This window comes from Klebsiella michiganensis, from assembly GCF_002925905.1.
GTDB classification, from domain to species: Bacteria; Pseudomonadota; Gammaproteobacteria; order Enterobacterales; family Enterobacteriaceae; genus Klebsiella; species Klebsiella michiganensis.
This window is the reverse complement of sequence record NZ_PRDB01000005.1, coordinates 25,672-40,128: the sequence shown is the minus strand read 5'-3', so window position 1 is coordinate 40,128 and position 14,457 is coordinate 25,672. Positions and strand designations below refer to the sequence as shown.

Annotated in this window: 14 protein-coding genes, 5 tRNA genes and 1 pseudogene; 3 read left to right on the top strand and 17 right to left on the bottom strand. The window is 56.9% G+C overall.

Features of this window, described 5'->3' with window-relative positions:
• Window positions 1-2: 2 nt before the first annotated feature.
• From CDA56_RS13685 to pncC, 13 genes are all read right to left on the bottom strand, one after another.
• Complete coding sequence (locus CDA56_RS13685) at window positions 3-431, bottom strand: YqaA family protein (protein ID WP_025107289.1); 429 nt, start codon at window positions 429-431, stop codon at window positions 3-5.
• On the bottom strand, window positions 428-994 hold the full coding sequence (gene yqaB / locus CDA56_RS13680; RefSeq protein ID WP_014226508.1) for a fructose-1-phosphate/6-phosphogluconate phosphatase: 567 nt from the start codon (window positions 992-994) through the stop codon (window positions 428-430). The genes CDA56_RS13685 and yqaB overlap by 4 nt, the downstream gene beginning before the upstream one ends.
• Window positions 995-1,121: 127 nt before the next feature.
• Window positions 1,122-1,436, bottom strand: coding sequence for a BON domain-containing protein (locus CDA56_RS13675; RefSeq protein ID WP_004853477.1), 315 nt, complete (start codon window positions 1,434-1,436; stop codon window positions 1,122-1,124).
• 318 nt (window positions 1,437-1,754) lie between these two features.
• Window positions 1,755-1,831, bottom strand: a tRNA-Arg gene (locus CDA56_RS13670).
• Between the two features lie 192 nt (window positions 1,832-2,023).
• Window positions 2,024-2,100: transfer RNA gene (locus tag CDA56_RS13665), tRNA-Arg, on the bottom strand.
• A 192-nt stretch (window positions 2,101-2,292) separates the two neighbouring features.
• Window positions 2,293-2,369, bottom strand: a tRNA-Arg gene (locus CDA56_RS13660).
• 194 nt (window positions 2,370-2,563) lie between these two features.
• Window positions 2,564-2,640, bottom strand: a tRNA-Arg gene (locus tag CDA56_RS13655).
• Window positions 2,641-2,644: 4 nt separating this feature from the next.
• A tRNA-Ser gene (locus CDA56_RS13650) sits at window positions 2,645-2,737 on the bottom strand.
• Window positions 2,738-3,060: 323 nt separating this feature from the next.
• Entirely contained in the window at window positions 3,061-3,246 is a 186-nt protein-coding gene (gene csrA / locus CDA56_RS13645) for a carbon storage regulator CsrA (RefSeq protein ID WP_000906486.1), read from the bottom strand.
• Between the two features lie 238 nt (window positions 3,247-3,484).
• Window positions 3,485-6,112: an alanine--tRNA ligase gene (alaS, locus tag CDA56_RS13640; protein ID WP_032720437.1), complete on the bottom strand. Its 2,628-nt coding sequence runs from the start codon at window positions 6,110-6,112 to the stop codon at window positions 3,485-3,487.
• Between the two features lie 130 nt (window positions 6,113-6,242).
• Window positions 6,243-6,743: a recombination regulator RecX gene (gene recX / locus CDA56_RS13635; RefSeq protein ID WP_009651620.1), complete on the bottom strand. Its 501-nt coding sequence runs from the start codon at window positions 6,741-6,743 to the stop codon at window positions 6,243-6,245.
• Window positions 6,744-6,814: 71 nt separating this feature from the next.
• Window positions 6,815-7,873, bottom strand: coding sequence for a recombinase RecA (recA, locus tag CDA56_RS13630; RefSeq protein WP_004104808.1), 1,059 nt, complete (start codon window positions 7,871-7,873; stop codon window positions 6,815-6,817).
• A gap of 80 nt (window positions 7,874-7,953) precedes the next feature.
• The gene (gene pncC, locus CDA56_RS13625; protein ID WP_014226512.1) at window positions 7,954-8,451 is read right to left on the bottom strand and encodes a nicotinamide-nucleotide amidase; all 498 of its coding nucleotides are present in this window, start codon (window positions 8,449-8,451) and stop codon (window positions 7,954-7,956) included.
• Window positions 8,452-8,655: 204 nt separating this feature from the next.
• Here pncC and CDA56_RS13620 point away from each other — a divergent pair, with 204 nt between their 5' ends.
• Window positions 8,656-8,883 carry a hypothetical protein gene (locus CDA56_RS13620; protein WP_025107287.1) on the top strand — a complete coding sequence of 76 codons (228 nt, stop codon included), beginning with the start codon at window positions 8,656-8,658 and terminating at the stop codon, window positions 8,881-8,883.
• 36 nt (window positions 8,884-8,919) lie between these two features.
• On the opposite strand, the gene CDA56_RS13615 is transcribed toward CDA56_RS13620, so the two are convergent.
• The 4 genes and pseudogenes from CDA56_RS13615 to mltB form a co-directional block, all read right to left on the bottom strand.
• A complete protein-coding gene (locus CDA56_RS13615) occupies window positions 8,920-9,798 on the bottom strand; it encodes a metal ABC transporter substrate-binding protein (protein WP_014226514.1) in 879 nt (292 codons plus the stop codon).
• A gap of 8 nt (window positions 9,799-9,806) precedes the next feature.
• Entirely contained in the window at window positions 9,807-10,670 is an 864-nt protein-coding gene (locus tag CDA56_RS13610) for a metal ABC transporter permease (RefSeq protein ID WP_103813814.1), read from the bottom strand.
• A pseudogene (locus CDA56_RS13605) lies at window positions 10,667-11,376 on the bottom strand (metal ABC transporter ATP-binding protein). The gene CDA56_RS13610 and the pseudogene CDA56_RS13605 overlap by 4 nt, the downstream one beginning before the upstream one ends.
• Before the next feature lie 203 nt (window positions 11,377-11,579).
• Complete coding sequence (mltB, locus tag CDA56_RS13600; protein ID WP_103813816.1) at window positions 11,580-12,656, bottom strand: lytic murein transglycosylase B; 1,077 nt, start codon at window positions 12,654-12,656, stop codon at window positions 11,580-11,582.
• A gap of 262 nt (window positions 12,657-12,918) precedes the next feature.
• Here mltB and srlA point away from each other — a divergent pair, with 262 nt between their 5' ends.
• A complete protein-coding gene (srlA, locus tag CDA56_RS13595; RefSeq protein WP_004104818.1) occupies window positions 12,919-13,482 on the top strand; it encodes a PTS glucitol/sorbitol transporter subunit IIC in 564 nt (187 codons plus the stop codon).
• Window positions 13,479-14,456 (top strand): PTS glucitol/sorbitol transporter subunit IIB, encoded by a 978-nt coding sequence (srlE, locus tag CDA56_RS13590; protein WP_057173198.1) that lies wholly within the window; start codon window positions 13,479-13,481, stop codon window positions 14,454-14,456. Before srlA ends, srlE begins: the two co-directional genes overlap by 4 nt.
• Window position 14,457 lies beyond the last annotated feature (1 nt).

Below are 14,457 nucleotides of genomic sequence, written 5' to 3'. Positions count from 1 at the left end.
AATTAGTGCCACCACGTCATGCCCTGAAGCGTTATCGCCGCAATGACGATATAGCGTAATGCTTTGCCAAGGCATAAAAAAAAGAGCACTGGTCCCCAGGAAATGCGCATCCATCCCGCCAGTAAACACAGCAAATCGCCTATAACAGGCGCCCAGCTTAATAATAGCGTGACCGCGCCGTAACGCCTCAGCCAGCCGGTCGCCTTCTCCTGCCAGCGCGATGTTTTGCGCAGCGGAAACAGGCGCCCCAGAATAACGTTAGTTACCCCTCCAAGGCTATTACCGATTATTGCTATTAAAACCAGTAACCACGGCTGACTCACCCCCGCCAGGAGCATGGCGATCAACACCACTTCCGAGTTACCGGGAAGCAGCGTGGCGCTTAAAAAGCTGCTGGCAAACAGCGATATCAGCGACAGCGCGTCGCTCACAACAATCGCACGTCCACGGCATCCATTCCGGCGCGCTTCGCCGCCTGCAGACCGAAGTCCGCATCTTCAAAGACCACGCATTTTTCCGCCGCAACGCCCATGCGCTCAGCGCAGAGTAAGAAAGTATCAGGAGCGGGTTTATGGTTGGCGACATGATCGGCGGCAACCACCGCCGAGAAGTAGTGACGCAGGCCCAGATGGGCCAGCAGCGCTTCAGCAACGGCGCTCTCGCTGCCGGTACCGACTGACATCGGACGACGACCGTGCCACTCTTTAACCACTTCAATCAGCGGCAGAGGACGGACGCTATCAAGCAGCATCGCTTTCACCGCGTCCGTCTTTTCCCGCGCCAGAAGGTGAGGATCTAAATCAGCCTGGTTTAATTCGATAATGGCCTGAGCAATCCGCCAGGTTGGAGAGCCGTTAAGCGCGACCATAGCCTGCATATCAAAACGCATACCGTAACGTCCGAGAACCTCGTTCCATGCCTTACGATGCGTCGGCTCGGTATCGAGGATCGTGCCATCCATATCAAAAATCAGTCCTGCATAACGTTCGTACATCGTCTTCTCACCAACCGGTTAAGGAGGTCTTACTGTAACGCAAAAGGTCAGGTTTGTCGCTGCCAGCGGCAGATGCGACAAGGGCGCTCGAAGGCGCCCTTGTCGATACAGATGCAATCTGATGCGTTTATTTGATTCTTAAATCGTTCTCCACCACGCGAACGCCCTGCACTTTTCGCGTCACTTCTACCGCACGTTTAGCGCTTTCGGCGGATGAGACAAAGCCGCTCAGCTGTACACGACCTTTAAAGGTCTGGACGCTAATTTCCGAAGACTTAATCTCTTTATCATTGAAGAGCGCGGTTTTGACTTTGGTGGTCACGACGGTATCGTCAATGTACCCACCAGTACTTTCCTTTGTGGACGAACCTGCGCAGCCCGCCAGCGATACGGCGACCAGAAGCGTCGCGCAAAACGCAGATATTGCTTTGAACCATTTCATGGATTTCTCTCCTTGCACTTATCTCACCCAAAATCAGATCGATATACAGGAATAAATTATAGTGGAAAGAGGGAGTTGCCAATGAAAAAAGTGCTGAAGAATAAGGTGAATGATTGCGCTTAAGGGGTTTTGAGGCAAGGAGAGTGGCTGGCCGTGAAACAACAGCGTGGCTGCTATCTCGGAGAAGATGGTGCATCCGGGAGGATGACTCACTGGGTTCGCCCTTCGGGCCGTTGCTGAAGCAACGTTATCCTCCCTGGCGCTGGCGATTATCTCGCAGACCATGGAACAACAGCGTAGCTGCTATCTCGGAGAAGATGGTGCATCCGGGAGGATTCGAACCTCCGACCGCTCGGTTCGTAGCCGAGTACTCTATCCAGCTGAGCTACGGATGCATCGGGAAACTTGCTTTACTGCCGATATTGATACCGCTGCTAAAGCCGTATCAAGTAAGAGATGGTGCATCCGGGAGGATGACTCACTCGGTTCGCCCTTCGGGCCGTTGCTGAAGCAACGTTATCCTCCCCGGCGCTGGCGATTATTTCGCAGACCGTGAAACAACAGCGTGACTGCTATCCTGGAGAAGATGGTGCATCCGGGAGGATTCGAACCTCCGACCGCTCGGTTCGTAGCCGAGTACTCTATCCAGCTGAGCTACGGATGCATCGGGAAACTTGCTTTACTGCCGATATTGATACTGCTGCTAAAGCCGTATCAAGTAAGAGATGGTGCATCCGGGAGGATGACTCACTCGGTTCGCCCTTCGGGCCGTTGCTGAAGCAACGTTATCCTCCCCGGTGCTGGCGATTATCTCGCAGACCGTGAAACAACAGCGTAGCTGCTATCTCGGAGAAGATGGTGCATCCGGGAGGATTCGAACCTCCGACCGCTCGGTTCGTAGCCGAGTACTCTATCCAGCTGAGCTACGGATGCATCGGGAAACTTACTTTACTGCAGATTTTGATACTGCTGCTAAAGCTGTATCAAGTAAGATGGTGCATCCGGGAGGATGACTCGCCTTGCGGCTCGCCCTTCGGGCCGTTGCTAAAGCAACGTTATCCTCCCTGGTGCTTGCGGCTAATACCGCCACCTCATTCACACCTTCGTTGCTGAAGGTGTGGAGAATATGGTGCATCCGGGAGGATTCGAACCTCCGACCGCTCGGTTCGTAGCCGAGTACTCTATCCAGCTGAGCTACGGATGCAAAATGGCGGTGAGGCGGGGATTCGAACCCCGGATGCAGCTTTTGACCGCATACTCCCTTAGCAGGGGAGCGCCTTCAGCCTCTCGGCCACCTCACCACACGCCTCTTACGAGTGCTTCGAAGAACTTGTTTCTGCTCTTCGTCGCTGCGATGGCGCACATATTACTTTCTGGTACTTATAAGTCAAACCTTTTTTCGAGACCTTTTTTTCGTTTGCACACTTCCCGCGCAATTAGCCTGTGAAAACGGCAAAAAGAGTATTTTATCAACAAGAAATTGCTGATTACGCCGCGGCTAACGCAAAAGATAACTGTCGCGGATGCGGAGAAAGAGACAAAAATGAGAGGCTATCGGAGAGGAAAATTGGCAAAAACGGCGGGTGGAAGGAGGCGCCTCACAAAATAGCGAGGCGCGAAAACCTTAGTAACTGGACTGCTGGGATTTTTCAGCCTGGATACGCTGGTAGATCTCTTCACGATGCACGGAGACTTCTTTAGGGGCATTAACGCCAATACGTACCTGGTTACCCTTCACCCCTAAAACTGTCACAGTGACCTCATCTCCAATCATGAGGGTCTCACCAACTCGACGAGTCAGAATCAGCATTCTTTGCTCCTTGAAAGATTAAAAGAGTCGGGTCTCTCGTATCCCGGCATTATCCATCATATAACGCCAAAAAGTAAGCGATGACAAACACCCTACGGTGTAAGCAGTCACGGCATCACATTCTGTTAAACCTAAGTTTAGCCGATATACACAACTTCAACCCGACTTTATCGTTATCAGTGCTTCTCGCGCAAGATGCTGTAATCCGAGAATCACAGCATCTATGCAATTATAGTTATTACAGTTTTGCGCTTACCCAGCCTTTCACACTGGCTAACGCAGCAGGGAGAGCAGACGCATCGGTACCGCCGGCTTGCGCCATATCCGGACGACCGCCCCCTTTACCGCCCACCTGCTGGGCGACCATACCAATCAGTTCCCCGGCTTTCACGCGGTCTGTCACATCCTTAGACACACCTGCAATCAGAGAAACCTTACCTTCTGCGACCGTGGCCAACACGACAATCGTTGAACCCAGCTGATTTTTCAGATCGTCAACCATAGTACGCAGCATTTTCGGCTCAACGCCGGCCAGCTCGCTGACCAGCAGCTTAACGCCGTTAATCTCTTCCGCTTTGCTGGAGAGATTTGCGCTCTCCTGCACGGCAGCCTGCTCTTTCAGCTGCTGCAGCTCTTTTTCCAGCTGACGGCTGCGTTCTAACGCGGCGCGGACTTTGTCACCAAGGCTGTGGGTATCCCCTTTCAGCAGCTGTGCAATATCGCCCAGCAGATCGCTCTGCGCGTGCAGCATCGCCATCGCGCCTTCGCCGGTCACCGCTTCGATACGGCGCACGCCAGCGGCGGTACCGGATTCAGAGGTAATGCGGAACAGGCCGATATCACCGGTGCGCGAGGCGTGCGTACCGCCGCACAGCTCGGTGGAAAAATCGCCCATGCTCAGCACGCGAACGCGATCGTCATACTTCTCGCCAAACAGCGCCATCGCGCCGGATTCACGCGCAGCGTCAATATCCATGATATTGGTTTCGATCGGCAGGTTGCGACGAATTTGCGCGTTCACCAGATCTTCTACCGCACGGATCTCCTCCGGCTTCATCGCTTCAAAATGCGAGAAGTCGAAGCGCAATGCTTTGTCGTTGACCAGAGAGCCTTTCTGCGCAACGTGCGTACCGAGAACCTGGCGCAGCGCCGCGTGCATCAGGTGCGTCGCGGAGTGGTTCAGGCGGATACGCTGGCGGCGAGCCTGATCGACATCGGCCTGCACGGCGTCGCCGACTTTGAGCGAACCGCTGGTCAGTTTACCAATATGGCCAATTGCCTGGCCGTACTTCTGCGCGTCGCTGACCTGGAAGGAGAAACCGGCGCCCTTCAGTTCGCCTTTGTCACCCACCTGGCCGCCGGATTCGGCGTAGAACGGCGTCTGGTCGAGGATAACAACCGCTTCCTGACCGGCGTTCACCGCGTCAACCGCTTTACCATCGATAAACAGCGCGGTGACTTTGCCATTCAGTTCCAGGCTGTCATAGCCTTTAAACTCAGAGGCGCCGTCGACGCGGATCATCGCATTGTAGTCCGCGCCAAAGCCGCTGGATTCGCGCGCGCGACGGCGCTGCTCTTCCATCGCGGCTTCAAAGCCGGCTTCGTCAACCTTGATGTTGCGTTCGCGGCAAACGTCCGCGGTCAGGTCAACCGGGAAGCCGTAGGTGTCGTACAGGCGGAAAGCGGTTTCGCCGTCCAGCGTGTCGCCCTGCAGTTTAGCCAGCTCTTCATCCAGCAGCGCCAGTCCGCGCTCCAGCGTACGGGCAAACTGCTCTTCTTCGGTCTTCAGCACCTGCTCAACCTGAGCCTGCTGCTGTTTCAGCTCTTCGCCGGCGGAACCCATCACGTCAATCAGCGGGGCAACCAGTTTCCAGAAGAAGGTCTCCTTCGCGCCCAGCATGTTGCCATGGCGAATTGCGCGACGAATGATGCGGCGCAGCACGTAGCCGCGGTTTTCATTCGACGGGATAACGCCATCGGCAATCAGGAACGCGCAGGAACGAATGTGGTCAGCGATAACGCGCAGCGACTTGTTCGAGAGATCGGTCGCGCCGGTAACCTTCGCCACGCTCTTAATCAGATCGCGGAACAGGTCGATATCGTAGTTGGAGTTGACGTGCTGCAGCACGGCGGCAATACGCTCGAGGCCCATACCGGTATCCACGGACGGCTTCGGCAGCGGCTCCATTGTCCCGTCAGCCTGACGGTTGAACTGCATAAAGACGATATTCCAGATCTCAATATAGCGATCGCCGTCTTCTTCCGGCGTTCCCGGAGGGCCGCCCCAGATATGGTCGCCATGGTCGAAGAAGATTTCGGTGCATGGACCGCACGGCCCGGTGTCACCCATCTGCCAGAAGTTATCGGAAGCAAACGGCGCGCCTTTGTTGTCGCCGATGCGGATAATACGCTCGCGCGGTACGCCAACTTCATTCGCCCAGATATCGAACGCTTCATCGTCGGTTTCGTAGACGGTCACCCACAGTTTTTCTTTCGGCAGGGCGAACCAGTTTTCACCGGTCAGCAGTTCCCATGCGTATTTGATGGCATCCTGCTTGAAATAATCGCCGAAGCTGAAGTTACCCAGCATTTCAAAGAAGGTGTGGTGACGCGCGGTGTAACCGACGTTTTCCAGATCGTTGTGCTTACCACCCGCACGAACGCAACGCTGCGCGGTGGTCGCGCGCGAATAATTACGTTTGTCGAGACCAAGGAAAACATCCTTGAACTGGTTCATCCCGGCGTTGGTAAACAGCAGGGTCGGGTCGTTATGCGGCACCAGGGAGCTGCTCGCAACTACCTGATGTCCTTTACTATGGAAAAAGTCGAGAAACGCCTGACGGATCTCAGCGGTGCTCTTGCTCATAATTATCCTGAAATCAAGCTAACGAAATGTCGCTGGCAGCCACTACCCAGTATCGACCGGCAGGCTACTCACGAAAATAAAGTGGGAATAAGATAAGTTTTCTTCACGGGGAAGTAAAATCCCGGATGGGTCAATCTGCAAAATTTCGCCAGATTTCCTGAATATCCTCCATCAGATAGCCGCGGTAGAGCAAAAAGCGCTGAATTTTGACTTTTTCTGCAAATACGCTGGGCAGGGGTTCGCCATATTTTCGCTGCGCCTGCTCTTTGGCAAGCCGCGCCCAGTCGATTTCGCACTCGCGCATGGCTGCCTCTGTCGTCTCGCGGGAGATCCCCTTCTGCTTTAGCTCCTGGCGGACGCGCGCCGGGCCATACCCCTTGCGGCTGCGGCTGGCAATGAACTGACGGACAAAGCGTTCGTCGTCCAGATAGCGGTTCTCAATGCACCATTCAACGACTTTATCGACCTCTTCCGGCGTCACATCTAACGCTTCAGGGCCGTTTTTGCTCATGACCGGTGCAGCCAGTTTTCGCCTTAGCTCCTGTTCGCTGTGGTCGCGCATTGCCAGAATGCGAATCGCGCGATCCAGCAGCCTGGCGTAGTCAGAGCGGCGGGATGAAGTTTCAGTCACGGTCAGCCTCGCTAATCAAAAAAAGCAAAAGGGCCGCATAAGCGGCCCCTTGTTAGTCTGTTCAGACGATATCAGAAATCTTGTTCGGTTTCCGCTTCGCTGTTGCCATCAACCGCGAAGTCCGGCGTGGAGTCCTGATTGCTCAGCAGCAGTTCACGAACTTTCTTCTCGATCTCTTTTGCCGCAGCCGGGTTCTCTTTCAGCCAGGAGATGGCGTTCGCTTTACCCTGGCCGATTTTATCGCCGTTATAGCTGTACCATGCGCCGGCTTTCTCAATCAGCTTCTCTTTCACGCCGAGATCGACCAGCTCACCGAAGAAGTTAATCCCTTCGCCGTAGAGGATCTGGAATTCAGCCTGTTTAAACGGCGCGGCGATTTTGTTTTTCACCACTTTAACGCGGGTTTCGCTGCCGACAACGTTGTCGCCCTCTTTCACCGCACCGATACGACGGATATCCAGACGCACGGAGGCGTAGAACTTCAGCGCGTTACCGCCGGTGGTGGTTTCCGGGTTACCGAACATCACGCCAATTTTCATACGAATCTGGTTGATGAAGATGAGCAGGGTGTTGGACTGCTTCAGGTTGCCCGCCAGTTTACGCATCGCCTGGCTCATCATACGCGCCGCGAGGCCCATGTGAGAGTCGCCGATTTCGCCTTCGATTTCCGCTTTCGGCGTCAGCGCCGCAACGGAGTCAACGACGATAACGTCTACCGCACCGGAACGCGCCAGCGCGTCACAGATTTCCAGAGCCTGTTCGCCGGTATCCGGCTGGGAGCACAGCAGGTTGTCGATATCGACGCCCAGCTTGCGTGCGTAAACCGGGTCCAGCGCGTGTTCCGCATCGATAAACGCACAGGTTTTGCCTTCGCGCTGCGCGGCGGCGATAACCTGCAGCGTCAGCGTGGTTTTACCGGAAGATTCAGGCCCGTAGATCTCGACGATACGGCCCATCGGCAGGCCGCCTGCGCCCAGGGCGATATCAAGGGAAAGCGAGCCGGTGGAGATAGTTTCCACATCCATGGAACGGTCTTCACCCAGGCGCATGATGGAGCCTTTACCGAATTGTTTTTCGATCTGGCCCAGTGCTGCCGCCAACGCTTTCTGTTTGTTTTCGTCGATAGCCATTATTACTCCTCTCATGCCGGGTGTAACCGGGTAGTGAATTCTGTTCTGTTGAAGCAATTATACTGTATAGTCATACAGTATCAAGTATTTTGTAGAAATTGTTGCCAGAGGAGATTTAGCGCGTAGGCCGTGGCCTGGCGGCGTACCGACTCGCGGTCTCCGGCAAAGCATTCGCGCCGGGTTACGCCCTGTCCGCTGGCGCTGGCCACGCCAAACCAGACGGTTCCCACCGGCTTTTCCGCGCTGCCGCCGTCCGGCCCGGCGATGCCGCTGACCGAAATGGCATAGTCCGCGCGAGCCGCACGCAGCGCGCCGATGGCCATCTCCACCACCACCGGTTCACTCACCGCGCCATGGCTAAGCAGCGTCGCTTCGCTGACGCCAATCATCTGCGATTTCGCTTCATTGCTGTAAGTGACGAAACCGCGCTCAAACCATGCCGAACTGCCGGCGATATCGGTAAGGGTTTTGGCGACCCAGCCGCCGGTGCAGGACTCCGCCGTGGTCACCGTCGCACCGCGCGCTTTCAGCGCCATCCCCACCTGCTCGCTCAGCTGCATTAATTCCGAATCTGTCATTCGTCGCCCCACGTAAGCTGTACAAAGAGGCCATCAAAGATAGCACTTTCAACGAAGATATGGGGACGAGGTAACGAATTTACGAGTCGGCTGGCGAAAAACATCGGCTATAGCCAACGCTGCATTTTCGGATAGCCGCCCGGGGGCGCCGGTGTCACAATTCACCGCACATATAAGGAAGAGTTAAATGAGAGGTTACCAGGAATGGCCAAAGCAACGCTTACCTCAGAGCAGAACGTGAAAAAAATTCGCCAGGTGCGCCTGTGCCTGTTTGTATGCGGCACAGTTTCGCTGCTAACCGCGCTACTGCATATTTTCACCCGCTCATTCAACCCGCTGTTCGAAGGCGTACAGATCCTGCTGGGCGTGGGCTGTATTGCCAGTGGATTCACATTGAACAAAAAAATCAAGCAGATACTCGCAGAACCATAGCGGCGGATAACCGGCCCATCGCGGGCCGGTTTTTATTTATTTCATACTCGCCGCGATCAGCTCCACGTTGTGACGCAGCATTTTCACGTAGCTGTCCGCCACGCCGCCCGGTTGAGAGAGGGCTTCAGGGTAGAGCTCTCCTCCCGGCTGCGCGCCCGTCGCGCTGGCAATCTGTTTAACCAGTCTTGGATCCAGCTGATTTTCCATAAACCAGGTATGCACCTCGTCGGCTTTAATTTGTCGAATTAATGCCGCCACCTGCGCCGCGCTGGCCTCACTTTCCGAAGATAGCCCCTGTGGCGCGAGGAAGGTCACGCCATAGGCGCGGCCAAAATAGCCGAAAGCATCATGGCTGGTCAGAACCTTACGCTTTGCCTGTGGAATGGCGGTGAACTGGCTTTTAGCCCAGCGATCGATCTCGTTAAGCTGGCTGATATAGCGTTTGCCGGAAGCCTCCAGCGCCAACTTATCTTCCGGGTCGGCTTTCACCAGGCCGTTGAGGATATTCTGCGCGTACAGCGCACCGTTCGCGGCGCTGTTCCACGCATGCGGATCGGTTACCGTTGCGCCATCTTCTTCAAGCGTGTGGGTTTTGACTCCGCGGGAAGCCACCACCAGCTCGCCTTTGAACCCGGATGCTTTAATCAGCCGGTCCAGCCAGCCCTCCAGCCCCAGGCCGTTGACCACCACCACATCGGCGTTGTTCAGCAGCGCGCTGTCTTTCGGCGAGGGTTCGAAGGTATGCGGATCGCCGTCCGGCCCCACTAGCGTATCCACATGCACATGTTCGCCGCCAATCTGCTGCACCATATCGCCCAACACGGAAAAACTGCTCACCACGTTTAGCGTTTTCGCCATCACCCCGTGCGATGCCAGACCCAGCGCCAGCGCCAGCCATATCCCGGTACGTTTCATCATTGTCCTTACCCCATTAATTTACGCCAGCCGACAACCAGCCGGCTGCGCGAGCCAAAAAACACCGATACAAAAAAGAGGCCGCTGGCGGTCAGCACAATGGCGGGTCCGGCAGGCAAATTCGCCGCCCACGACAGGCTCAGCCCCATCCACGCGCAAAAACCGCCCATCAGCGCCGCCAGCAGCAGAATGCCCGGCAGCGTCCGCGCCCAGCAGCGCGCCGCGACCGCGGGCAGCATCATGACTCCCACCGCCATCAGCGTGCCGAGCACCTGAAACCCGGCCACCAGATTGAGCACCAGCAGGGCGAGGAACAGGCCGTGCAGCAGCGCAGGCACTCTTCGCGCGTTCACCTGAAGCCAGACGCTGTCGAAGGCTTCGCTGACCAGGCCGCGATAAAACAGGGCGATGCAAATCAGCGTCAGGCTGGCAACGCCGGTCACAAACAGCGCCGAATCGCGGTCTACCGCCAGAATTGAGCCGAACAGCAGATGCAGCAGGTCGACGTTAGAGCCGCGCAGCGAGACCAGCGTGACGCCCAGCGCCAGGGAGCCGAGATAAAATCCGGCAAAGCTGGCATCCTCTTTTAAAAGCGTGCGTCGGCTGACCCACCCCGCCACCAGCGCCACCGCAATGCCGGCAATAAAACCCCCGACGGTCATCGCCAGCAGCGACATCCCGGTAAGCAGGTAGCCCACCGCCACGCCGGGCAAAATCGCATGCGAGAGCGCATCGCCCATCAGGCTCATGCGGCGTAAAAGTAGGAAGACGCCGAGCATGGTCGTGCTCAGCGAGAGTGCCAGGCACACCACCAGCGCGCGGCGCATAAAGCCAAACTCGATAAAGGGCTGAATGAAGGTGTGCCAGATCATGCCAGCCTCGCGGAGTGAAAGGCAGGCAGCACATCAGGCGTACTGCCCCAGCGGGCGCGCTGCGGCGTCAGCAGCATCGTTTCCGGGAAATAGTCGGCGACCCGCTGGTTATCGTGCAGCACCGCCAGAATCGTCTGCCCCTGCTGATGCATTTCCAGGATCAGCGCCATCAGCTCACGGCAGGTGGCTTCGTCGATGCCGGTAAACGGTTCGTCGAGCATCACCAGCGGCGCGCGCTGCACCATCACCCTCGCGAAGAGCATGCGCTGAAACTGGCCGCCGGAGAGCGCCTCAATCGGCGTTTTCGCCATCGCTAGCAGCCCCACCCGCGCTATGGCCGCGACGATACGCTGGCGCACCTCCCCCCGAGCCCGCGCAGCAACGATACCTGCGGCCAGGCCCCCTGGCTGACGACATCCTGCACCGTGAGCGGAAACTGCGACTCCAGCGCATGCCGCTGCGCCAGCCAGCCGATAACCGGCCGTCCGTCGCGCCAGTGCAGGCGGCCGCTGACCGGCGGGATAAATCCGGCCAGCGTCTTTAACAGCGTCGATTTCCCGCAGCCGTTCAGGCCGACGATAGCCGTCATACTCCCCGTTGCAATCGTGCCGCTAAGGGACGGCGCGATCGCCAGCCCTTCATAGCCAGCCACCAGATGATCGAGCTCTATCATGGCAGCGATACCGCCCACCAGGTTGCCAGCCACAGGGCGGCCAGCAGCACGCCGGCCATCGCCAGCCGGGCGATGCCTGAAGTCATCAATAAGGAAGTCAATGTTTACGCCTCAATAAAACGTTATAACATAACAATATTAAAAGAAGCGCGGAATGTAAATTGGCGTCAACAAAAGGAAATGCTGCAAAATGTTACAGACTCCTCTCCGGACGGAGAGAAGCACAGAAGACGGGATTACTGCATCCGGGCCTGAGAAACCGCCAGACCGAGCTGCCAGACGGCCATCGCGTAATGGGTGCTGTGGTTATAGCGGGTAATGGTGTAGAAGTTCGGCAGACCGTACCAGTACTGGTAGCCTGTGCCGATATCCAGACGCAGCAGGCTCGCCTGCTGATGGTTACCCAGCGGCTGAGTCGGGGTAAGTCCCGCCGCCGCCAGCTGCGAGACGCTGTATTTGGTTTTGAACCCATTGTTCAGCCCAGGCGCCTGGCCCAGCGCCTGTACCGCGACCAGATCGCCGCTCACCCAGCCGTGCTGCTTGAAGTAGTTCGCTACGCTGCCGATCGCATCGACCGGATCCCACAGGTTGATATGCCCGTCGCCGTTAAAGTCCACCGCGTACTGCCTGTAAGAAGAGGGCATAAACTGACCGTAACCCATCGCGCCGGCGAAGGAGCCTTTCAGATCGAGCGGGTCATCCTGTTCGCTGCGCGCCATCAGCAGGAACGTTTCCAGCTCGCTGGAGAAGTATTCTGCGCGGCGCGGATAGTTAAACGACAGCGTCGCCAGCGCATCAAGGATGCGGGTTTTCCCCATCACCCGGCCCCAGCGGGTCTCGACGCCAATAATCCCGACGATAATTTCCGGCGGCACGCCGTAAACCTGGTACGCGCGGTTGAGCGCATCCTGATACTGGTTCCAGAACGCCACGCCGTTCTGCACGTTATCCGGGGTAATAAACTGTTTTTTGAAGCGCAGCCAGGCGCCGTTTGGCCCTGACGGCGGCAGCCCGGTGGGCGCCTGACGGTCCATCAGACGCAGCACATAGTCCAGGCGTTTGGCCTGGGAGAGGATTTGATGCAGCTGCTGTCGGTCGAAGTCGTGCTTGCTCACCATTTTATCAATGAACTGTTCCGCCGCCGGGTTATTGGCGAAATCGCCGCTCATCTCCATCACGTTATGCTGCGGCTCGAGTAAAAAACCGCCCGTGCCGCCCGCCATTTCCTTTTCCGCAGGAGTTTGAGGTTTGCTGCTGCAGGCAGCGAGGAGAACGCACAGGGGGAGTAAAGCCAGGGAACGACGCTTCAACATGGGACATCCATTTAACAAATCGGCAAGGGGTAATTATGGTAAAGCATGCGCCCGCTCACAAGGAAGCGGCGGCAATGTAAATTCTTTTTTATCGCCCTTTTTCCTCTCGCCCCGTCGGATCCTTCGTTCACTTCAGCCACAATCTTTCAAAATAAAATATTTATCTTTCATTTTGCGATCAATATAACAATTTAAAACCTTTTAAAATGATTAAAATGAGCTTCCAGTTAGCAAGAAAAATAACACGCTGAAGGAGAGAACAATGATTGAAGTCGTTACCCACGGCGCCGAATGGTTTATCGGCCTGTTTCAGAAGGGAGGCGAGGTGTTCACCGGTATGGTCACCGGGATCCTGCCTTTGCTGATCAGTCTGCTGGTGATCATGAACGCGCTGATCAACTTTATTGGTCAGCAGCGGATCGAAAAGCTGGCGCAGCGCTGCGCCGGTAATCCGATCTCCCGCTACCTGCTGCTGCCCTGCATCGGCACCTTCGTTTTCTGTAACCCGATGACCCTGAGCCTTGGGCGCTTTATGCCCGAGAAATACAAACCGAGCTACTACGCGGCGGCCTCCTACAGCTGCCACTCAATGAACGGCCTGTTTCCGCACATCAACCCCGGCGAACTTTTCGTCTATCTGGGGATTGCCAACGGGCTAACCACCCTCGGTCTGCCGTTAGGGCCGCTGGCGGTGAGCTATCTGCTGGTGGGTCTGGTGACGAACTTCTTCCGCGGCTGGGTGACCGACCTGACCACGTCGATTTTTGAGAAAAAAATGGCCATCCAGCTTGAGCAGAAAGTGCATCTGTCAGGAGCAACATCATGACCCGTATTCGCATTGAAAAAGGCGCCGGCGGCTGGGGCGGCCCGCTCGAACTGGACGCCGTTGCCGGTAAAAAGATTGTCTATATCACCGCGGGCACCCGCCCGGCGATCGTCGATAAAATTGCCCGCCTCACCGGCTGGCAGGCGGTCGATGGCTTCAAAGAGGGCGAACCGCCGGAAGCGGAAATCGGCGTGGCAATTATCGACTGCGGCGGCACCCTGCGCTGCGGTATCTACCCGAAGCGCCGCATCCCGACCATTAATATCCACGCGACCGGCAAATCGGGTCCGCTGGCGCAGTACATCGTCGAAGACATTTACGTTTCCGGCGTCAAAGAAGAGAACATTTTCGCGCTGGAAGAGGGGCTCTCCCCGGCCCCGCAGGCCTCGCCAGCCCAGCCGGCGGCCCGCGACTATGACACCAGCAAGAAAATAACCGAGCAGAGCGACGGCCTGCTGGCCAAAGTTGGTATGGGGATGGGCTCGGTCGTGGCGGTGCTGTTCCAGGCCGGGCGCGACACCATCGATACGGTGCTGAAAACCATTCTGCCGTTTATGGCCTTCGTCGCGGCGCTGATCGGCATCATCATGGCCTCCGGCATCGGCGACTGGATTGCCCACGGCCTGGCGCCGCTCGCCAGCCATCCGCTGGGCCTCGTGACCCTGGCGCTGATCTGTTCTTTCCCGCTGCTGTCGCCGTTTCTCGGCCCCGGCGCGGTCATCGCCCAGGTTATCGGCGTGCTGATTGGCGTACAGATTGGCCTTGGCAATATTCCGCCGCATCTCGCCCTGCCCGCGCTGTTCGCCATTAACGCCCAGGCCGCCTGCGACTTTATCCCGGTTGGCCTGTCGCTGGCGGAAGCGCGCCAGGACACCGTGCGCGTCGGCGTACCGTCGGTACTGGTGAGCCGCTTCCTGACCGGCGCGCCAACGGTGCTGATCGCCTGGTTCGTTTCCGGATTTATTTACCAATAAG